The sequence below is a fragment of the Thermithiobacillus tepidarius DSM 3134 genome (genome assembly GCF_000423825.1).
In the GTDB taxonomy this organism is placed as follows: domain Bacteria; phylum Pseudomonadota; class Gammaproteobacteria; order Acidithiobacillales; family Thermithiobacillaceae; genus Thermithiobacillus; species Thermithiobacillus tepidarius.
Window position 1 is genome coordinate 27,404 of the sequence record NZ_AUIS01000016.1, and the last position, 20,640, is coordinate 48,043.

The window sequence follows — 20,640 nt, forward strand, 5'->3', positions numbered from 1 at the left end:
CCTCATGGATGGGCGGACACGGGGCGAGGCGGCAACAAGGCCAGGGGATCCTGCGGCCGGCCCTGCTTGCGGACTTCGAAGTGCAGGAGCACCCGACCCGCGTTGCCCGACTGCCCCATGCGCGCGATCACTTGTCCCGCTTTAACCCAGGCGCCTTCCTTGACCAGGAGCTGCGCGTTGTGGGCGTAAGCGGTGATGTAATTATGCTCATGACGAATGATGATAAGCCGACCATAACCGCGCAGTCCACTCCCGCTGTACAGAACGCGCCCAGCCGCCGCTGCGCGCACCGGGTCGCCCAGCTTGCCGCCGATGTCGATGCCGTGGCGCATGCCCGGCCCCGGATCGAAGCGCGCCAGGATGGGCCCGTCGGCGGGCCAGCTCCACGCGGACGCTGCCGGGGTGGGCTGGGCCGCCGCGGCGGCGGGTTTGGTGTTCGGCACCGCCTTGGGTGTCTCGCCGGCGGGAGCCGCGGCTTTGGGCGCTGGCGGCGGGCTTGCCGTGGCGGCCACCGCCGGCGCAAGGTCCTGGCCCTTGGGCGCGGCGGGCAGGGAAATGGGCGTGACGGACACCTCCGGCGCCGGGTCGGCGGCGTCCGCGGCCGGGCGGGCATCGGCAGTGGCAAGGCGCGTATCCGGATCGGGGGCGCGCAGGCGCAGGATCTGACCCACGAGCAGCGTGTCCGGCGAGCTCAGGCGGTTCCACTGGACCACTTGCGCCGGGCTCAAGCCGAAGCGGCGGGCGATGACGTTCAGGGTGTCGCCCGGCTGCACCCGATAGGTGGCAGGGGGCGGCGATGGACGGGAAACGACCGGGACGGCGGCATTGAAGGATTTGCTGCTGATCGGCGCCGGGGGATGGGCGGCGCAGGCGCCGAGCAGCAGGCAGGCGGCACCAAGCAGGCTTCCTCGCATGTAAAGCCGCCCGTGCATCACAACCCCTTCAACACACCCCGGACAGCAGCGGCACGAAGCAGCATTCGGTCAGCGTCTCCATCTGCACGCCCTGCGCGTCGCGCCGGAACACCACCAGGCGCTGCTGTCGCCCTTCGCCCAGCGGCATCACCAGGCGACCGCCCGGCTGCAGCTGGGCGATCAGGGCCTCCGGCGCAAAGCCGGCGGCGGCGGTGACCAGTATGCCGTCGAAGGGCGCCTTCTCCGGCCAGCCCTGGGCGCCATCACCGTGGCGCAGGACGATGCGGGTCAAGCCCATCTCGCGGAAGCGGGCCTGCGCCTGCTGATGGAAAAAGGCGAGCCGCTCGATGCTGTAGACGTAGGGCACCAGGGCCGCCAGCACCGCCGTCTGATAGCCGGAGCCGGTGCCGATTTCCAGCACCCGCTGCAAGGGGCCGCCGGCCAGGAGCACTTCGGTCATGTGCGCCACGGTCCAGGGCTGGGACAGGGTCTGGCCGTAGCCGATGGGCAGCGCCGAATCCTCGTAGGCGCGGCTGGCCAGGGCCTCCTCCACGAAGAGATGGCGCGGCACCTCGTAGATCGCCCGCAACACCATTTCGCTCTTGATGCCCTGGGCGCGCAGGCGCTCCACCAGGCGCGCGCGCGTGCGCCGGGAAGTCATGCCTACCCCTAGTTCTCGTGGTGGGTGCTGCTTAACCATTGGCTTAGCGTATCAAGAAAGACGTAGCGCGTCATGTCCAGGTTCAGGGGCGTGATGGACACGTAGCCCCGCCGCACCGCGTCGAAATCCGTGCCGAGCCCGGCGTCCGCCTCGCGGCCGGCGGGGCCGATCCAGTAGACAGGCTCCCCGCGCGGATCGCTTGACTGGATGACCGGCTCGCTCTTGTGCCGGCGCCCGAGGCGGGTCACTTCGAAGCCGCGCAGTTCCGCGTAGGGCAAGTCGGGCACGTTCACATTGAGGATGGTATCCGCGGGCAAGGGGTTGCTCAGTATGCGCGACACCAAGTCCAGGGCCACCCGCCCGGCCGTGGCATAATGGGTATAGTTAGTCCCCACCAGGGAAATCGCAACGGCCGGCAAGCCCAGGAAGCGGCCCTCGGAGGCCGCCGCCACCGTGCCCGAATAGATGACGTCATCGCCCAGGTTGGCGCCGCGGTTGATGCCGCTGATCACCATGTCGGGCTCCTCGGGCATCAGCCCGGTCACGGCCAAGTGCACGCAGTCCGTCGGGGTGCCGTTCACGTAAAAAAAACCGTTCTCGCCGCGGCGGCAGCGCAGCGGCCGGTCGAGGGTCAGGGAGTTGCTGGCACCGCTGCGATCCCGGTCGGGCGCCACCACCACGAGCTCGCCCATGCTGGACAGTGCTTCGGCCAGCACCGCCAGGCCGGGCGCCAGGTAGCCATCATCATTGCTGAGCAGAAAGCGACGCATGCGGTATCTACGGAAATTGAAGGAAGCCGCCGAGCACCCGTTTTCCGGTTCTGGCTCAACGGGGCCGACAAGCGGCCGCTGCCGCCATCTTACCCGCTTTTCCCCGGCGGCAAAAGCGCGCTGCCGGCAGCATCAGCGGTATTCGACCAGCGCTTCGAGCGGCAGCCGGTGGCGTGCCGGCTGGGGCTGCGCCCGATAGCCCAGCGGCAGGATGAGCGCCACTTCGTAACGCCTGCCGTCGATGTCCAGCACCTCCCGGACCGCCGCCGGATCGAAGCCGCCGATGGGGCAGGAGTCGATGCCGATGGCGGCGGCTGCCGTCATCATGTTGGCGGCGGCGATGTGGCACTGGGCGACGCTCCAGGCGACCAAGTCGACGCGTTGCGCAAAGTCCGCATAGAACCGGAGCAGGCCCTCGTATTCCGCCTGCGGCACCTCGCGCTTGAGCAGGGCGCGGACGTACTCGCTGTCCGGCGCCAGCTCCGCTTTCTTGGCCAGTATGACGACGGCGGCGCTGCACGAGCCGAGTTGCGGCTGGTCGCCGCAGGCGCCTTGCAACTGCGTCTTCAGCGCCGGCGTCCGGACCACGATGAATTTCCAGTGCTCCAGGCCCATGGAGGACGGGGACAGCCGGCCCGCCTCCAGGATGAATTCCAGATCCTCCCCCGGTATCTGCCTGGTCTTGTCGAAATGCTTGCAGGCATGGCGGAAGCGGAGCGCGCTCAGGAGGGTTTCTTTCACGGGCTGTGTCTCTGTTGGCAGTGGCATCAGGCAAGCATAGCAGCCGGGACACGGGAAGCAAGCCCGCGGTCGCGGGTGCAATAAAAAGGGGCCAGGTTGCCCCGGCCCCCGCGCGGCAGAAGCCGCCAATACGCTCAGTACTTGAGTTTGCCCAGCTGATTGCCCCGGGTCTCAGTGAACCAGACGGTCTTGCACTCATCGTCGATCGCCAGCCCCATCGGCATACTGACCGGCGTGGGGATGCGGTGCTCGATGATTTGCGAGCTTTCGGGCGCACTGGGGTTCGGGATCAGCTGACCGATCTGATTACCCTCCATTTCCGTAAACCAGACATTGCCATACATGTCCTGCATGGCCATCATGGGCAAGCTGGCTTTGGTCAGGATCTTGTAGAGGGTGATCTTCTTGCCATCCAGACTGATGGAACCGATGCGGTTGCCCAGGGTCTCCGTGAACCAGACGACGTTCTGATCCGCCTGCATGGGCATGTAGCTGATGCCCATCGGGCGGGCGAGGCCCGGCAGCTCGTAGCGCTCGAACTTGCCCGTCGCTGTCCGGTATACGCTCACCTTGCCGCTGACCGACTCGGCAAACCAGACATCGCCGTTCTTGTCCACCGTCAGACCGGTGGGACCGGCGCGGCCCTTCCCGGGGATTTTGTACTCCACCACCTGACCATTGGGGAGCCTCTTGGTGATCTGATCCCGCCACATCTCCGCAAACCAGATGTTGCCTTGCGCGTCTTCACCGACGCCCATGGGCATGCTGGCAGCGGAGGGAATGGAGGTCTCGGTGTGCTCGCCAGAGGTCTTCATGTTGGTGATGTAGTTCCCAACAGCAGAAACCCAAGCGCTGTTGTCCTTGGAATCCACGCGTATGTTCATTGGCCCACTGGCCGGTGACATGTCGTAGATGGCCCAAGGCTGGGCAGGGTCCGAAACGTAGGCAAGCTTGCCGGCCGTGAACAGGCCGACCCATAGCTTGTGATCACACGTCTGGCCGCCTGCGGGCTCACTGGTCAGCCCGACGTGCAGTGGCATGGACACCGGGATCGGGGAGCGGAACTCCTCGATGACGGCGGCGGAAGCCTGCACGGAAAACAGACCGAACGACGCGACCACGACCAGATCGCGAAGCAGCTTGCTGCCCGAACGAACCTTGCCGGCTACGGTTTCTTTCTGGAAAGACATAGTACCTCCACGATTATAGTTATTGACTAAACAGAACGCCTTACCCCGAAAACCGTTCGAGGCAGCCAACGTCCATCGGATTGAGCAGTCTCTTGGTTCTATCACCCCCTTTTTCTTTCTCTACGCTGATTGATCTCTCCCCGGTTCCGCTTGGCCACACTGGCTTCAGCGCGCAGAAATCGAACTGATAATTACTCTAAGAATCAATTAAATATTTTGGGTCACCTGCGGTGGAGCCAATCTCTCGAAGGATTCAGCCGCCGAGCGGCGGGAAGAATGGCGGCACCGCCAGTTGCTTCGGGGCGTACACGAACCACCATTCCGAGTACTTGTCCTTGCCGGCAAGTCCCCGATCGGCCGCGTGGAAGTTGCCGGTTTTTAGCGGTTTGTCCGTCGACAGGCTGTAAACTCCGATGATGCCCCCGCTCGGCTCCTTCACCAGGCCCCATTCCGCCTGGCCCGTCAAGGGATCGCGGTAGAGCCGGCGCAGATAGCGCTGGGTGGTGATCTGGCGCGGGTCTTTGAGCAGGTCCTCCAAGCGCCGGGGATAGGCCTTGGCGCCGCCGGGAGAGCGTTCGTAGTACTGGCCGATGGCCTCCCGGAATTGGTTGCCGATGAACAGCAGTTCCTTTTCTTTCTCCCGCTGCTGCTGGGTGTGCCAAACCGTGCCGGTCAGGGAAAGACCGGCTCCCAGCAGGACCATCGCCAGCAGCAGTCCCAGATAGGTGAAACCGCCCTGCCCGCCGGCCACGCGGGCCGGGTCCGCCGCTGTAGAGGCTGCCGGCCGCAACCGGGCGATCCTGTGAACGCTCGACATTCACCACTCGCTGTAGGGCGTGCCGTCCGAAGCCTTGCCCGACGCCCCGCTCTTCACATCGAAAACGCCGCTTTGCTCCGGATCGTCCGGCATCACCGCAACCCAGGTGCCGCTGCTGCCGGTGAAGGGGTCGACCGGCAGTTTGCGCAGGTATTTCCCGGTCACCAGCGCATCGAGGTCTGCCGGATACTTGCCGGTATCGCCATAGTACTTGTCGATGGCATCACGCATGAGGCTGAGGTCCTGGCGCAGCACCGCCTCCTGGGCGCGCTCGGTCTGGTGCATGTAGCGCGGCGCCACGATCGTCAGCAGCGTGGCGATGATGGCCATCACCACGAGCATTTCGATGAGCGTGAAACCGTTTGCCTGCTTGCTCTCGTGCATGGGAATCACCACTCGCGGTAGGGAATGCCGTTGAGGCCGGTCCGGTCGTTGCGCGAGTACACGTCGAAGACGTCCTCGCCCGCCTGCGGATCCTCCGGCGCGCTGGCATAGCTGCGCAGGCCCCAGGTCTCCTCGGCCGGGATGCCCGGATCCGACACCATGGGGTCGCGGGGGATGCGGCGCAGAAAGTAGATCTTCGCGCGGCCAGGATGCTTGGCATCCTCGACCCCGGCGGCCAGCGCCTGCAGGCTGGGCGGATAGCCGGAGGCATCGGCCGCCCTGGTGATGCGGCCCTCGTCAACGGCCTGTTTGTAGGCATCGATGGCCGTGCGGATCTCGCGCAGGGCGCTGCGCAGTTCCTGCTCCTTGCTGCGCTGCACCGCGAGTTCGGCCATGGGCATGGCCGCGGTCGCCAGAATCCCCACGATGGCGACCGTGATCACCAGTTCGATCAGGGTGAAGCCATCGCAGCGGCTGCCGGAGAGGCGGACGGGCACGCCCTGGCCGCGCTTACTCGCCATTCTCCTGATCCTCCGGCTCGGTGGCGGGCAGCGTCGCGTTGGCGCCCGGGGTGGCCTGGGCCGGTGCGGGAGCCGCAGGCGGCGTACCGGACGGGGGCGGTGTCGCCGGCTGCTCCGCTGCAGGGGCAGGCACTGGCGCAGGCTCGCTCACGGGCAGGCTGCCGCGCAGGTTCAGCGAGGCGCCACCGACGGCTGCATCGGTGCCGGCGGCGAAGTCCACCGCCGTGGGCAACGGGCGATCCAGGTTGCGCACGATGTGCGGCGTGATCAGCAGCACGATCTCGGTTTTGTCCTTGCTCTTGCTTCTGCTGGCGAACAGACGGCCGATGGCCGGGATCTGGCCGAAGCCGGGGATGCCGGTGACGGTCTTGCGCTCCTGATCGTTGATCAGACCGGCCAGGGCCTGGGTTTCGCCATCGCGCAGGCGCAGGGTGGTGGAGGCATTGCGGGTGCCGACCCGGTACACCTCGCTGCCGCTGCGGGTCACGGTTTTCTGCCCGAGGCTGCTGACCTCCAGACCGACTTTGATGGATACCTCGTCATCCAGCGAGATGAGCGGCTCCACTTCGAGCTTGATGCCCACGTCGAGGTAGTTCACCGTTTCCGGCAGGAAGCTCGTGGTGCCGGCGGAGGTCACGGTGGTGGTGATGACCGGCACCCGCTCACCGATGTGCACCTTGGCCTTCTCCTTGTTCTTCACGCGGATGCGCGGGTTGGCCAGCAGGTTGGTATCGCCGTTCTCCATGCGGGCCCGCACGGTGGCGGACAGGGGCGATACCCCGACGCGGCTCGCGGTGATCTGCTGGAGATCGGCCAGAGTCAGCGTGGGCGGCGCGAGGCCCAGAGTGGTCACGGTGGCCTCGGTGGGCGGCGTGATGCCCAGATCCGTCAGGCGCGTGCGGCTCACCTCCAGCACCTCCACCTCCAGCAGCACTTCCGGCTCGGCCAGATCCTGGGTCGCCAGCACCTTTTCCGCCAGGCGGATGGCGTCGGGCGTGTCGCGCATGGTGAGGGTGTTGAGCTTCTCATCGATGAACACGTCGCGCGTCTTGACGATGGTCTTGATCAGGTTGAGCGCCTGTTTGGCGTCGGCATTGGCGAGATAGAAGGTCCTGACTCGCAGTTCCTGATAATCCCGGTTCTTGGCCGGGATGTTGGGATAGATCAGCACGCTGTTCTCGTTCAGCACCTTCTTGGCCAGCTGGTTGGTCACCAGCAGGAAATCGATGACATCCTCGATGGTGGTGTTCTTGACGAAGAGGCTGGCCTTGAGGTCGGGCCGGACATCCTTGTCGAAGAGGAAGTTGATGCCGGCTGTCCGGGAGATGACTTCGAAGATGGCCTTCAGATTGGCGTCGCGGAACTCCAGGGTGATGGGCTTTTTGAAGGTCGATTTCAGGGTCGGCGCCGCGGACTTTGCCTGCGCCGCCTGCTCCTCGACCCGTTGCAGCAGGGCTCGCGCCTGGCGGTGGCGCGGATTCTCGGCGAGCACGGCCTGCAGCTTCGCCGTCGCTGCGTCGGCATCGCCTTGGCGCGCCAGCGCTTCGGCATCCGCCAGCAGGGCCTCGTGGCGCCGCTCCGTCGCAATCGCCGCCATGCCCGCCCGTGCGCGCTCGCTGCGGGGGTCGACGGCCAGGACGCGCTGGTAAGCCGCTTCCGCCGCGTCGTAGCGGGCCAGCACGCGCGCCGTGTCGGCCTCGCCGAGCAGCTTGTTGACGGCAATTTCGCGCTGGCGGGCCAGGGTAATGCGGTATTCCTTGTTGCCGGGCTCGAGCCTGACGGCTTTTTGCAGCTGTTCCAGCCCCATTGCGGCCTTGCCTTCGTTGAGGAGGCGGTTGCCCTTGCGGTAAGCCTGATCGCCTGCGCAGCCGGATACGGCGGCAGCGATCACCAGAGGTGCAATCAGTTTCTTCAAACTCAAGTTCTGTCTCCCAGATAGAGCGTTTGCTTGGCATCCATGGGCAGGTAGGTCACGGTCAGCGCCTGCGGCCTGATCTCGTCCACCCGATAGAGGGAGTCGATGACGTCGCCGGTCTTGACCGCCAGATTGCGGTCCTGGAAGGACAGGAACACGGTCGTTTCGCCGTCGTCCAGGAGCTTGCCCAGGTAGGTGAACGGCAGCGGGGGCGGCGCCGGCGGCGGGGGCGGAGGCGGCGGCAGCTGGGGCGCCGGCGCGACCTTGGGCGGCGGCGCCCAGGACTTGCTCGCGAACACGTCATCCACGTCGCCGAGCTCCACCGCGCGCTGCAGCTTGTCGAGCTGCAACGCATCCACAGGCGCTTCCGGCGTGCGGGCCAGCCGCACCTCCCGCGGTGCCTGACCGCTCGCCGGGCGGGATGCGCGCGCATTCGCATCGCCGGCGTCTTCCTGTTGATTGGCCCAGACGGTCGCGACCAGGGTGGCGGCCAGGGCCAGCCCCAGGGCGATCCGGCGCTGATTGTGGGACAAGGCCATCACGCACCTCCCAGATACAAGGTCAACTTGATTTGCGCTTTCACGTCGCTGTCTCCCACCCGCTCTTTCTGGAAGCTCACGGCATCGAGTGAGGCGGTGGGAATGTCCTTCAGCACGCCGGCCACGAAGCGGCGCACCCGGATGTAGGGTCCGGTGACCGGCAAGGTGATCTCGTACCGGGTCAGCCTGACGCCCTTGTCCGCCACGATCCGGTACTCGCCCTCCTCCAGCTGCAGCTTTTCCTGCGCGGCGGCCTGGAAGATCCTGTCCAGCGAGAGCGGCGCCTGGGCGCCGTCTGGGAAGTGTGCGTAGAAGGCGGCCAGCTGGGCGGCCGGGTCCGCCTGCTGGAAGACCGGGGAGCGGCCCGCCTGACGTTGTTTCTGCTGCAGCAGGCGGCCGGCTTCCGCCTGCAGCTGCGCAATTTCCGCCCGCGCCGGCGCGATGGCCGTGAAATGCAACGCCGCCGCGCCGGCCAGCAGGCCGATTCCCGCCGCGCCCTGCCAGCCGATGCGCTGCAGCCCGCGCCGCATCATCCAGATCACCCGCTTCATGGTTGCACCGCCCACATTGCGCTCAGGACGAAACGAACCGGCTTCTCCGGGCTTTCCCGCTGCACCTGATGGTTGAGCAGGTACACCCGGGACAAGGCGATCTGCTGGTCGAGCCGCTGCATGTAGCCGAGCACCGCCGCCAGGTCCTTGGCCTCGCCGCTGATCTTGACCAGCCGCTTTTTGGCGTTCGGCTCGATGCCGACCAGCGCCACCTGCTCGTTCGTGGCGTCCTCGACGGCACGGAACAGCGCATCCCACGGCAGGCCGAGCTGCTGCAGCACCTCGTTGGCGCGCCTGATCTCGGGCTGCAGGTGCTTGGCATCCGCCGTATTCCTGGCGCTCAGTCCGGGTTTGAGCGCGCCCGCATGCTGCAGGCGGGCAAGCTTGGCCTGCCAGAAGCCGACCTCCTGCCGGACCTCCCGATAGCTGTCCAGTGCCGACCAGACCCAGGCCGCGCCGGCGAGCAGCAGCACCATGCCGAGCTTCCGACTGCCAACGTTCTGTTGAAAATCAAGGGCGAGTCGACGCATCAGTGATCTCCGCTCATGGCCATCGCATAGGCCCCATCCTGCATCGGCAGGAGGCCCCGCCGAGCGGGCCAGGCAAGGGTATGCAGCGACCAGGGGCTGTCGGCGGGGAAGCGGGGTGCCGGATGCTCCGGCGCGTGCAGGTAAACGTTGCCCGATGCGGGCAGCTCGGTCATCGCGTGCGCCTGCTCCAAGAGGATGGGCAACTGCGCATCCAGGCCGCCCGCAAGCGACCGGCTGCGGATGTGCTGCCACTGGCCGTGGTGCAGCAGGGCCAGGCACAGCCGGTCGCGCTCGGCGAGCGCGAACCAGGCGGTCTGCCCTTTGAGCTGCCGCCGCCATTGGTTGAAGGCGGCCATCAGGTAAGGCTGCACCGACTGCAGGCGCAGCCGGGCGGGCTTGGCGAGCGCCCGCAGGCCGTCCAGCAGGCCCTTGTCCACGGCGCAGGTCATGCTCGGTGCGCCCTTGCCTGCCGTGCTCCAGCGCATGGTCCACTGGGTCACCCGGTCGCCATAGACTTTGGCAAAGCTGTGGCGCACCAAGGCTTCTTGTTCCTGAGGGCTGTGCAGCGCCCCGCTCCACGGCACCAGGCCGTAGCGAACGAGACCGCTGGACAGCACGACGCGGGCTTCCGCCCTTTGCCACTCCGCCTGGCTCAAAGCGCAGGCCAGCGCTTCCAGTGCGGCGCGCCAAGGGGCGTCGCCCGCAGGCGCCGGGCACTCGATGATCTGCTTTGCCGCCACGCGCGGGCGCAGGCCGCCGCGCAGGCGCACGAGGGTCAGCCGCTCGGAGGCCAGGCTGATGCGAATCTGGTCAAGAAACGAAGGTAACACGGTTGATTTCCTGTAAAGTGCTCTCGCCCGCACGCACCAGATCCAGCGCCGCCTCGCGCAGGAAGCGGGTGCCGTTGCGGCGCGCGGCCTCCTTGAGCTGGCGGATGGGTGCGCGGGTGAGGATGAGTTCCCGCAGTTCGTCATTAAGGGTGAGGATCTCGGCAATGGCCCGGCGGCCCTTGTAGCCGGTGCCGCGACAGTGGCCGCAACCACGTCCAATCCGGAACCGGAAATCAGCGGCCTCCGCTTCACTGAGGCCGGCTTCGGCCAGCAGGGTCGCGCCGGGCTGGTCGGCCACCGCGCAGTGCGGGCAGATCACGCGCACCAGGCGCTGCGCCGAGATGCCGTTCAGGGCCGAGACGAAGCTGTAGGCATCGACGCCCATGTGCAGGAAGCGGCCGAGCACGTCGAAGACGTTGTTGGCGTGCACGGTGGTGAAGACCAGGTGGCCGGTCAGCGCCGACTGCACCGCGATCTGGGCGGTCTCCGGATCGCGGATCTCGCCGACCATGATCTTGTCGGGATCGTGGCGCAGGATCGAGCGCAGGCCGCGCGCGAAGGTCAGCCCCTTCTTCTCGTTGACCGGGATCTGCAGGATGCCCGGCAATTGATACTCGACCGGGTCCTCGATGGTGATGATCTTGTCCTGGCCGGAATTCACTTCGGATAGCGAAGCGTAGAGGGTGGTGGTCTTGCCCGAGCCGGTCGGCCCGGTGACCAGCACCATGCCGTAGGGCTCGCGGGCCAGGCGCCGCAGCTCGGCCATGCTGGCGGCATCGAAGCCGAGGCTGTCCAGGCGCAGGCCCTGCATCTGGTCGGACAGGGACTGCTTGTCGAGCACGCGCAGCACGGCGTCCTCGCCGAAGATGCTGGGCATGATCGACACGCGGAAGTCCACCTCGCGGCCGCGCACCTGCACCTTGAAGCGGCCGTCCTGCGGCACGCGCCGCTCGGCGATGTCCAATTCGGCGACCACCTTGATGCGCGAGATGGCCTGCTCGGCCAATTCCTGGCCGGCGGCACTGCCGACCGTGCTCAGCACGCCGTCGATGCGGTACTTGATGGTCAGGCCCGCCGGCCCGGTCTCCAGGTGGATGTCGCTGGCACCACTCCTGAGAGCGTCATACAAGGTAGAGCGCACCAATTTGACCACCGGGCTGCTGTCCTCGCTGATGGCCTGCAGGGACAGGTCTTCCACGTCCGAACCCGCCGCGCCGGCTGCGTCCGCGCCCAGCAATACCCCGTCCATGGCGCGCAGCTGGTCCTCGTGATGAGCCAGCAGGGCGGCGAGGTCGGCGTGATGCACGAGCTGCAGCGAGAACGGCACACCCAGGCACTCCTCCGCCCAGTCCAGCAGCGCCGGTGAGAAGGGATCGGCGAGGGCCAGCAGCACCTCGCCGTCGGCGTTGCGCAGGGCCAGGCATTCGCGCCGCAGGGCCTCGGCGTACGGCACCAGATCGAAGGCCGGCGCCAGGCTGCGCAATGCGGCCATGTCCAGCACCGGGTAATGCAGGGTGCCGCCCAGGCTGCGCAGAAATTCGACCGGCGGCAGACCCAACTGCTCCTCCAGCACCGCCACCAGGCGGCGGCGGCTGCGGGCGGCCTCGGCGCGCGCCTGGCTGAGCTGCGCGGCCGGGATGCGGAAGCCCGCCGATCCGCTGACGTGATGATCCAGACTCATTGAATGCTCCCGGCCAGTTCAAAGATGGGCAGGTACATCAGCACGACCACGGTGCCGATCACGACGCCGATCACGGCCATCAACAAGGGCTCGAAAAGCTTGGTGAACCAGTCGACCCAGCGCGCCATCTCCTCGTCGTAAAAAGCGGCGATGCGCTCCATCATCTCGCCCATCTGGCCGGTGCGCTCGCCGACGCGGAGCATGCGCAGCGCCACCGGCGTAGTGAGTTGGTGCGCCTCCATGGCCTGGGACAGCGACTGACCTTCACGGATCCGCTGGCCGGCGGACTGCAGATGGGCGCGCAGGGTCGGATGCAGCAGGCCGGCCGCCATGTCCAGGCCAGTGACGATGGGGATCCCGCCGCGCAGCAGCATGCCCAGGGTGCGGTAGAAGCGTGCCAGCTGATAGATGCGCATGCGCTCGCCCACGGCCGGGATCTGCCAGAGCTGCTGCCCGATCCGGGCGCGGACGGCGCTGCGGGTCAGGCCATAGCCCAGGCCCGCCAAGCTCAGCCCCAGGCCCAGGAAGACCGTGCCGCCATGGGCTTCCAGCAGCTGCCCCCACTCCATCAGCAGCCGGGACATCAGCGGCAGGTCACCGCTCATGTCCTCGTAGATGTGGCTGAACTTGGGCACGACGTAGACCAGCAGAAACAGCGTGACCAGGCCGCCGGCGCCGATGAGCAGCAGCGGATAGATGGACGCGCTCACCAGCTTCTTGCGCACCACGTCGAGCTGCGCCTGATAGGCCACGTAGCGGGACAGCGCCTCGGGCAGATCGCCGGTCTGCTCGCTGGCGCGGGTGCTGGCCACGTAGAGTGGCGGAAAGGCATCCGGGAACTGCTGCAGGGCGGCGGACAACGTCTGTCCCTCGTAGAGCGCCTGCAGCAGCTGGTTGAGCAGCTTCCGGGTCTCGGCACGCTGCTCTTTCTCGGCCAGGGTCTCCAGCGCCTCCACCAGCGCCAAGCCGGCCTCCAGCAGGGCCAGCAGCTCCTGGCTGAAAAGCACCAGCGGGAAGCGCTGGCGGCGAGTGAGGCCGGACCAGGATGCCCGCGGCTTGACGGCCAGCACCGCCAAGCCCTGCGCGGTCATCTGCCGCGCCGCGCTCTCCGCATCGGCGGCCTCGCAGACGAGGGAAACCACCCCGCCGGGCTCGCGCAGGGCACGGATCTCGAACTGGGCCATGGGAATTACCAGTTGGTGATGTCCGCGGCTTCGCCGCTGCCGCCGGGCTGGCCGTCCTTGCCGTAGGACAGCAGATCGAAATCGCCGTGGGCACCGGGCTGTTGGTAGACATAGGGCTGTCCCCAGGGATCGTTGGGAATCGCCTTTTTCAGGTAGGGACCGGCCCATTTGGCCTCGTCGGCCGGGCGGGCATTGAGGGCGGCCAATCCCTGCTCCGTACTCGGGTAGCGGCCCGTGTCCACGCGGTACTGCTCCAAGGCCTTCTCCAGCGCATCGATCTGGGCGCGCGCGGTCTTGACCTCCGACTTGCCGATCTGCGCGAAGTACTTGGGCCCCACATAGCCGGCCAGCAGGCCGATGATGACCATCACCACCAAGAGCTCGAGCAGGGTGAAACCCCGGCTGCAGGCAGAAACACGCGAATTTGCTTCGATCACGACTTACCTCTCTTTCGATTGCCAACACACGAAATCGGCACCGGCACGCATTGCCGGCGTCCGCTTAAAACGGCACAAGGCATGCTGACGCCAGCATGCCCTCGGGACGCAAAACTTCCACAGCCGCCATTGCCCGGCGGACGACTTGCTCTGGCCTGCACGACCGTTCATGCAGACGGCAATTGCCCGTTCCCCCCAAGCCGGAGAAATCGCTTTTCCACTTATCCCAGATCCGTCTGGATATCCGCGGCGAGATACCGGAAAGGCTCGCCGAGCATGGGTAGACTCGTTCCATCGTTCACGTCCGAAGATCGGGCAATTTGGAAGCCCGCCTTTTCCTTGGCCTTGTACATGCCCTTGTCCGCTCGCCTGAGCAGGGTTTCGGGATCATCGAATTTGTCGGGTCCCGTTTGCGCGATGCCGATGCTGATGCTCACCAGGCCGGATGGCTTCGCAATCGCGGCGATGAAGCGCTGGCAGAAATGCTCCGCCTGTGCTTCCGTGGTACCGGGCAGTACCACGCAAAACTCGTCGCCGCCGTAGCGGCACGCGATATCCGAATCCCGGGCAAGCTCCACCAGGGTCTTGCCGATCATGCGGAGCACCTCGTCGCCCTTGGCGTGCCCGAATTCGTCGTTGATCTCCTTGAAGTGGTCCACGTCGAAATAAACCAGGGTCAACGGCACCGCGGCCCTTTCCGCATAAGCGATGTCGCGCCGCAGCAGCTCGCGGAAGGCGCGCTGGTTGTACAGCTCGGTGAGCGGATCCTTGCGCGACAGCTCTTCCAGCTCGCGGGTCCGCGCCGCCACCTTTTTCTCCAGGCACGCGGCGTAGCGTTCCGCCTGCTTCCTGGCCACTTCGATTTCGTGGGACTGGCACTGCATATAGGTCTCGACGATGAACATCTCGTCGAAGCACAGCAGCTTGTCCAGCGCGCTCACCACCGCCAATGCATGCGCGGCGTCGCTGACGTGCCTTCGCAAGGTCTCCACCAGGATGTCCTTCAGCACGCGCATGGCGGAAAGACAGTGCTTGGGCTCGATGCCCAGGCGCTTGTGCATGAGCCCAAGGCGCACCCGGCTGCTCGCGTAGGTCTCGTCATAGAGGCCCCCGAACAGGTCCAGCACGTATTTCTTCTGCGCATGCATGAGCTGCCTCAGGGTCTCGGCATCACCGATGATGAAGCCGATCTCCTCGACAGCGGTGAAGCGCTCGAAAAAAGCCGATACGATGCGATCGATTTCCTCGCGGATGAAGCCCCGGCACAGGTTCAGGAGCTCGACGTCTTCATGGGAAAACCCGAGCAGTTCCTTGCGGAACTCGATTTCCATTTCGTGAATGCGCATCTGCTCCAGCAACGTCTTGTCGGTCGGTTTCATCGCGGCTCTCTTTCGTCTTGTTCTCAGCAATCTCCCCATGGACCCGGCGCCTCATCGCCGCGCGCCCGTCCGGGATGCGCTCCCCCATGTTCATCCGGCGAGTGGCGGCGGCGACCCGACAGCCGCCACCGCCCATAGTCAATGCGCGGTCGGCACCCCCTGCAGCGGCTGGATTTCCGGATTGCCGTAGACCGGCGCCGGCAGCGGACTCAGCAAGCGCACGCGGTGCGGTTCCGGATTGGCGGTGTGGGTCTTCAGGTAGTTCACCACCACGGCCGTGCCGTCCAGCACCTCGCCCTTGGCGCCCTTGACCGGCAGCACCGGTCCGCTGGTCCGGACCCCGCCCACGTCGGTCGGGTTCTGCGCATACCAGTAGCCGGCGAAGGTGTAGCTGCCCTCCGGATTCAGTGGCTCGTACTGCCCGCTCTGGCGGTTGAACACGCGGATGTTCTGCACGCGCTGGCCGGCGGCGGCGTAGACGTCCAGGTCGAACTTCAGGCCGCTGTATCCGTTCAGCCAACCGCCGGTCCAGGCGAAGATGTCGGGGTTGAAGCTGCCGTTGGCGCTGCCCTCCAGCATGTTCTTCACCGTCTGGCCGTTGATGCTGATCTTGGCGATCTGCGGACCAATGGGGATGTAGTGGTAGAGATCCTCCAGCTTGATCGGGCCGGGCGCGACGTGCGTGCCGTAGCGGAAACCGCGGATCTGACCGATGTCGGCGCCGGCCTGATCGCGGAAGGCATCCGCCAGGAAATCGGACGAAGTGCCTTCGACCGCCGCCGGCATGTCCTCGTTGGAGAAATTGCTGCGGTGCAGGCCGATGTCCGCCGTGCCTACCACGGTGTCGATGGGGGTCTTCAGCACGGTGCCGTTGAAGGGATTCCGGTGCGGCCGGAAAAACGGACCATCCAGGAAGGCCATGCGCACGCTCTTGATCCGGGCCCGGATCTGGGGCGTGGGCTCGACGGTGCTGTCGATGGTGTGGAAGGTGAATTGGCGGTCGATGATCTTGCCGCCCTGCAGCTTGAGATCGATCTGTCCCAGGCGGGTGCCGTCCTGGCCGGCTTCCACCACGAGCGTGCCGTTGCGGGTCACCACCGGCTCGGGGGTTTCCTCATGCATGTCGGAGGACAGGATCACGTCGATGCCGGCGTACTTCTCGCCGAACTGGACGTTCTTGGCCAGGCCGAACTCGGAGAGCAGCACCAGCACGTCCACCTTTTCCTTGTTGCGCAGGAGGTCGATGTAGCCGGGCAATTCGGCGCCATCGTCGGCGAACTTGATGCCCTTGGTCACCCACGGGCCCAGCGCGTTGATGGCCCGCTCGCTGGACAGGCCGAGGATGCCGACCTTGATGCCATTCACGTACTTGATCCGGTAAGGCGGCAACAGAGTTTGGCCGGCCTTCTCGGGGTGCACGGCCTCGTCATAGTAGACGTTGGCCGCCACGCCGCCCCAGCGGCCGTTGCCGAAGAGCTCGACGAAGCGTTCCAGGCCATACACGTAGTCCCAGTTGCCCGGAGCATAGCCATCGATGCGGAAGTGATCGAGCACGTCCACCAGCGCTTGGCCCTTGGTGTACAGCGCCTCGGCCGAACCCTGGATGGTGTCGCCGGTGTTGAACAGCAGCGTGTTGGGATGGGTGGCGCGGATCCCGGCGATACGCGTGTACATCCGCGCCAAGCCGCCTCGCTTCTCGCCGTTGCCGTCGCTGCGCAGGTGCGCGCGCGGGACCAGATGGCCGTGGATGTCGCCCATCTGCAGCAAAGTCAAGCTCTTGACCATGCGCTGCGGCGCGACCGCAGCTGCCTTGTCGGCGGCTCCGGATCGGGCCTCGGCCTTGGCCAGCGCGATGGCCGGCAATGGCCCCGCACCTGCCGCGCTGGCCGATGCCGGCAGTGCCACTGCCGCCAGCCACGAGGCTAATACCAAATGGATTTTTCTTCTCATGCACATGTTTCCTGTCGAGCAAAACCACGTCGAGCGCGTCGCCGCGAGCCATGCGCCGGCGCGGCCCAAACTGCCCGCCGCTTGCATCCGCTCGAGTTTTCGCGCTAACTTGTTTTTGCTGGTTTTTCAAACCAGTCGGACGACCGGGGGGGCCTCGTTTCGACCCGCGGCCCCCTGGCCAGTCTGCCCGAGCCACATTGCGGCAGAGATGCTGCCTTGTGGCTCACCTACTAATAAGCCGTGCTCACACCCTGCAGCGGCTGGATTTCCGGATTGCCGTAGACCGGCGCCGGCAGCGGATTCAGCAGCCGGATGCGGTTCTGCTCCGGATTGGCGGTGTGGGTCTTCAGGTAGTTCACCACCACGGCCGTGCCGTCCAGCACCTCGCCCTTGGCGCCCTTGACCGGGGTCACCGGGTTGCTGCTGATGAGCGCGCCCACCTTCTTCGGCGCCTGGTCATACCAGTAGCCGGCGTAGGTGTAGCTCTTCGCCGCATCCAACGCTTCCCACTGCCCGGTCGTGCGGTTGAGGATCTGCACGTTCTGGACACGGTTGCCCTTGGAGGCATACAGATCCAGGTCGTACTTCACCCCGCTCAGGGCCTGCTGCCAGCCGCCGGTCCACTTGAAGGTATCGGGATTAAAGGAGCCATCCGCGTTGTTCTCCAGGTCGTCCTTCAGCATCTGGCCGGTGATGGTGGTCTTGGCGACCTGCGGACCGATGGCGATGTAGTGGTAGAGGTCCTCCAGCTTGATGTCGCCAGGCGCGACGTGCGTGCCATAGCGGAAGCCGCGCATGTGGCCGATGTCGGCGCCGGCCTGGTCGCGGAAGGCGTCGGCGATGAAGTCGTGGGACGTGCCCTCGACGGCGCCGGGCATGTTCTCGTCGGAGAAGTTGGCGCGGTACAGCGGCACCTCCGCCTTGCCCACCACGGTGTCGATGGGGGTCTTCAGCACCATGCCGTTGAAGGGATTGATGTGCGCCTTGAAGCCGCGGCCCGCCACGAACTCCCTGCGCTTCTGCTTGATCAGCGCCGCGATCTTCGGATGGGGCTTGATCTTGCTGCTGTCGATGGTGTGGAAGGTGTACTTCCAGTTGGCGATCTTGCCGTTGCGGATGTCCAGGTCGATCTGGCCCAGACGGGTGCCATCCTGGCCGACCTCGGTCACGATGGTGCCGTTGCGGGTCACCACCGGCTCGCGGCTGGTTTCCTCATGCATGTCGGAGGACAGGATCACGTCGATGCCGGCGTACTTCTCGCCGAATTGGACGTTCTTGGCCAGGCCGAACTCGGACACCATGATCACGAGATCCACCTTCTCCTGATTGCGCAGGGTATCCACGATGCCGGGGACTTCCTCGCCTTCGCTGGTGGCGATGAAGCCGGCGGTGGCGAAGGGCCCGGGGGCCAGGGTGATGCGCTCGGTGCTCAGGCCCATCAGGCCGATCTTGAGCCCGTTCAGGTTGAGGATGCGGTAGGGCGGCAGCACGGTCTGGCCGGCCTTGTCCGGGTAGACCGCCGGATCATAGTAGACGTTGGCCGCCACGCCGCCCCAGCGGCCGTTGCCGAAGAGCTCGACGAAGCGCTCGGCGCCGTAGAGATAGTCCCAGTTGCCCGGGGCGAAGCCGACGATGCCGAAGTGGTCGAGCACGTCCACCAGCGCCTGACCCTTGGTGTACAGCGCCTCGGCCGAACCCTGGATGGTGTCGCCGGTGTTGAACAGCAGCGTGTTGGGGTTCTTGGCGCGAAGCTCCTGGATCTTGCTGTACATGTAAGCCAAGCCGCCCCACTGGGCGCCGTTGCCGTCGCTGCGCAGGTGCGCGCGCGGGATCAGATGGCCGTGGATGTCGCCCATCTGCAGCAGGGTCAGCTGCATGGTCTTTTCCTGCTGCTTCGGCATCTGGGGCTTGTTTTCCCATTTCTTGTCCATCATGGCCGGGGCCGCCACGGCGGCAGGCGCCAGAGCCGCCACCGCCAGTGACGCCGCCAGCGTCGCCGAGACGGCGCGGAACAACTTGTTGTTGGTCATTGAAAACTCCCTATTGTGGTTTAGAGAAATACTGAAGGGGAAAGACCGCTCGCCCCTCCCCTCACCCACCCTGGTCTAGCGGGTGGAGCGCGGTGCGTCGCTGTAGAGATTGCCGTCCGGCCTGGCACGCTCGCCGACACCCTCGTTGCCGTAGGCGTTCGGCAACTGCGGGTCGCGCTGCTGCTCACCCTGGTAGTAGTCGCGGTAGGCGGACATGAGCCGCGCGTATTCGTAGGCGCGGGCCTTGTTGATGCGCTCCACGAAAGCGGGCCAGATATCCTTGTGGGCACCGATCACCGCCACCCGGCTGTTGCCGGTATCGCCAACGAAGACCAGGTTGTTCTTGCGGTCGACCGCCAAGCCCCAGGGCTCATGGAACTTGGCCCGGTTGGCCGGACCGCTGATGCGGCCGCTCTGCATCGGCACGCCGGCGAAAGTCTCGACGGTGCGGCCCAGCATGGGATTGCCGCTCGGGGTGATCTTGCGGATGACATGGTTGAAGCGATCGGCCACATAGAGGTTGCCCTCGTTGTCGTAGTCGATCTGGGAGGGACCGTTGAAGCGGGCTGTGTTGGCGGGACCGTCCACGTAGGCACCCTTGCCCTGGCCGGTCATGACCACGCCGGCGTAGGTGCCGACGGTGTTTTCCATCAGGTCGATGACCCGCACCACGTTGTTGTCGCGCTCGGCCACGTACAGATAGCGCTCATCGGGGCTCAGCACCACGCCGCAGGCGCCGCGGAAGCGGGCCTGGTTGGCCGGGCCGTCCACGCGGCCGGGATAGTAGACCAGCGCACCGCAAGGGTCGGACCCGGTGGTGGGCGGCGTGCCGGCCACGGTGACCAGGGCGAAGGTGCCATCGCCATTGGGCACCAGCTTGCGGATCAGCTGATTGTCGCGGTCGGCGAAGTAGACGGTGTCCGCGCTGTGCCAGGCGGTGTGCTGGCGGGCCGCCGTCAGGGTGAGCGGCCGGTTCAGCGTGCCTTGCGTGCCGATGGCCTGATCGCCGTTGTACTTGTTCTTGCAGTTGCCCTGGCCGGCGATGGTCTTGACCGTGCCGTCCGGGAACACCTGCCGGATCGCGTTGTTCTCGCGGTCACCCACGACGTAGCTGCCGTCGCTCAGCTTGTCGATGTCATTGGGGCTGTTGAAGGTCGCTTCGGTCTGCTTGCCGTCCCGGAAGGGATACTGCTGGGTGCTGCCGCTGAAGACGGTCACGTCGCCCAGGTTGGAAATGTTCCGGAGCACCGAGTTGCGGGCATCGGCCACCTTGATCGAGCCGTTGTCCTCAATGTGCATGCCGGTGGCCGGGAAGAACATGGCATAAAGCGCCGGGCCGTTGCGCAGGCCGGGGAAGAGGTTGCCCGCGTAGTCCACCGACCAGATTTCGTTCGGATGCTTGGCTTGCGGAAAGCCCTCGTTGGCAGCGGCGGCGAAAGGCACGCCCCTGCCCCTGGCATCGGCCGGGCCGGCAACTGCTTCCGTCGCGCTGATCAGGGGAGCCACGCTCGCGGCCGCGCCCGCCAGACCCATGGTCTTGAGCAGGTCGCGACGGCTGAGCCTGGACTCCGCCCCCACCCGGTTCTCATCAGGTTTTTGCGTCTTGTCACTCATGA

At 66.1% G+C, this 20,640-nt stretch carries 20 protein-coding genes; all 20 read right to left on the reverse strand.

Annotation, left to right across the window (positions count from 1 at the left end; genetic code table 11):
- Window positions 1–2: 2 nt before the first annotated feature.
- The 20 genes from G579_RS16770 to G579_RS0109140 all read right to left on the reverse strand — a co-directional run bounded on the left by G579_RS16770 (window position 3) and on the right by G579_RS0109140 (window position 20,638).
- Window positions 3–914: a M23 family metallopeptidase gene (locus G579_RS16770; RefSeq protein WP_038019182.1), complete on the reverse strand. Its 912-nt coding sequence runs from the start codon at window positions 912–914 to the stop codon at window positions 3–5.
- Window positions 915–942: 28 nt separating this feature from the next.
- A complete protein-coding gene (locus tag G579_RS0109050; RefSeq protein WP_028989928.1) occupies window positions 943–1,575 on the reverse strand; it encodes a protein-L-isoaspartate(D-aspartate) O-methyltransferase in 633 nt (210 codons plus the stop codon).
- Between the two features lie 8 nt (window positions 1,576–1,583).
- Window positions 1,584–2,345, reverse strand: coding sequence for a 5'/3'-nucleotidase SurE (gene surE / locus G579_RS0109055; RefSeq protein WP_028989929.1), 762 nt, complete (start codon window positions 2,343–2,345; stop codon window positions 1,584–1,586).
- A 132-nt stretch (window positions 2,346–2,477) separates the two neighbouring features.
- Window positions 2,478–3,086, reverse strand: a complete 609-nt coding sequence (locus G579_RS0109060) for an NAD(P)H-dependent oxidoreductase (RefSeq protein ID WP_028989930.1) — start codon at window positions 3,084–3,086, stop codon at window positions 2,478–2,480.
- A 134-nt stretch (window positions 3,087–3,220) separates the two neighbouring features.
- Window positions 3,221–4,276 carry a Vgb family protein gene (locus tag G579_RS0109065; RefSeq protein ID WP_028989931.1) on the reverse strand — a complete coding sequence of 352 codons (1,056 nt, stop codon included), beginning with the start codon at window positions 4,274–4,276 and terminating at the stop codon, window positions 3,221–3,223.
- A 253-nt stretch (window positions 4,277–4,529) separates the two neighbouring features.
- A complete protein-coding gene (locus G579_RS0109070; RefSeq protein WP_051181294.1) occupies window positions 4,530–5,093 on the reverse strand; it encodes a type II secretion system pseudopilin PulG in 564 nt (187 codons plus the stop codon).
- Window positions 5,094–5,477: a type II secretion system protein gene (locus G579_RS0109075; RefSeq protein WP_028989933.1), complete on the reverse strand. Its 384-nt coding sequence runs from the start codon at window positions 5,475–5,477 to the stop codon at window positions 5,094–5,096.
- A 5-nt stretch (window positions 5,478–5,482) separates the two neighbouring features.
- Window positions 5,483–5,998, reverse strand: coding sequence for a type II secretion system protein (locus G579_RS19650; protein WP_051181295.1), 516 nt, complete (start codon window positions 5,996–5,998; stop codon window positions 5,483–5,485).
- Window positions 5,988–7,919 carry a secretin N-terminal domain-containing protein gene (locus tag G579_RS0109085; RefSeq protein WP_211218703.1) on the reverse strand — a complete coding sequence of 644 codons (1,932 nt, stop codon included), beginning with the start codon at window positions 7,917–7,919 and terminating at the stop codon, window positions 5,988–5,990. The genes G579_RS19650 and G579_RS0109085 overlap by 11 nt, the downstream gene beginning before the upstream one ends.
- Window positions 7,916–8,452 carry a hypothetical protein gene (locus tag G579_RS16775; protein WP_038019161.1) on the reverse strand — a complete coding sequence of 179 codons (537 nt, stop codon included), beginning with the start codon at window positions 8,450–8,452 and terminating at the stop codon, window positions 7,916–7,918. The genes G579_RS0109085 and G579_RS16775 overlap by 4 nt, the downstream gene beginning before the upstream one ends.
- On the reverse strand, window positions 8,452–9,003 hold the full coding sequence (locus G579_RS18285) for a hypothetical protein (protein ID WP_051181297.1): 552 nt from the start codon (window positions 9,001–9,003) through the stop codon (window positions 8,452–8,454). Before G579_RS18285 ends, G579_RS16775 begins: the two co-directional genes overlap by 1 nt.
- Window positions 9,000–9,533, reverse strand: coding sequence for a PilN domain-containing protein (locus G579_RS19180; protein WP_162142989.1), 534 nt, complete (start codon window positions 9,531–9,533; stop codon window positions 9,000–9,002). The genes G579_RS18285 and G579_RS19180 overlap by 4 nt, the downstream gene beginning before the upstream one ends.
- A complete protein-coding gene (locus G579_RS19185) occupies window positions 9,533–10,363 on the reverse strand; it encodes a hypothetical protein (RefSeq protein ID WP_051181299.1) in 831 nt (276 codons plus the stop codon). The genes G579_RS19180 and G579_RS19185 overlap by 1 nt, the downstream gene beginning before the upstream one ends.
- Entirely contained in the window at window positions 10,344–12,044 is a 1,701-nt protein-coding gene (locus G579_RS0109110) for a GspE/PulE family protein (protein ID WP_028989937.1), read from the reverse strand. The genes G579_RS19185 and G579_RS0109110 overlap by 20 nt, the downstream gene beginning before the upstream one ends.
- On the reverse strand, window positions 12,041–13,228 hold the full coding sequence (locus G579_RS0109115; protein ID WP_038019164.1) for a type II secretion system F family protein: 1,188 nt from the start codon (window positions 13,226–13,228) through the stop codon (window positions 12,041–12,043). The genes G579_RS0109110 and G579_RS0109115 overlap by 4 nt, the downstream gene beginning before the upstream one ends.
- Window positions 13,229–13,233: 5 nt before the next feature.
- On the reverse strand, window positions 13,234–13,665 hold the full coding sequence (gene gspG / locus G579_RS0109120; RefSeq protein ID WP_211218704.1) for a type II secretion system major pseudopilin GspG: 432 nt from the start codon (window positions 13,663–13,665) through the stop codon (window positions 13,234–13,236).
- 221 nt (window positions 13,666–13,886) lie between these two features.
- Window positions 13,887–15,044, reverse strand: a complete 1,158-nt coding sequence (locus G579_RS16790) for a GGDEF domain-containing protein (protein WP_051181301.1) — start codon at window positions 15,042–15,044, stop codon at window positions 13,887–13,889.
- A gap of 138 nt (window positions 15,045–15,182) precedes the next feature.
- Window positions 15,183–16,994 carry a bifunctional metallophosphatase/5'-nucleotidase gene (locus G579_RS0109130; protein WP_162142990.1) on the reverse strand — a complete coding sequence of 604 codons (1,812 nt, stop codon included), beginning with the start codon at window positions 16,992–16,994 and terminating at the stop codon, window positions 15,183–15,185.
- A gap of 230 nt (window positions 16,995–17,224) precedes the next feature.
- Entirely contained in the window at window positions 17,225–19,024 is a 1,800-nt protein-coding gene (locus tag G579_RS0109135; protein ID WP_028989941.1) for a bifunctional metallophosphatase/5'-nucleotidase, read from the reverse strand.
- 75 nt (window positions 19,025–19,099) lie between these two features.
- Entirely contained in the window at window positions 19,100–20,638 is a 1,539-nt protein-coding gene (locus tag G579_RS0109140; protein WP_028989942.1) for a twin-arginine translocation signal domain-containing protein, read from the reverse strand.
- Window positions 20,639–20,640: the final 2 nt, after the last annotated feature.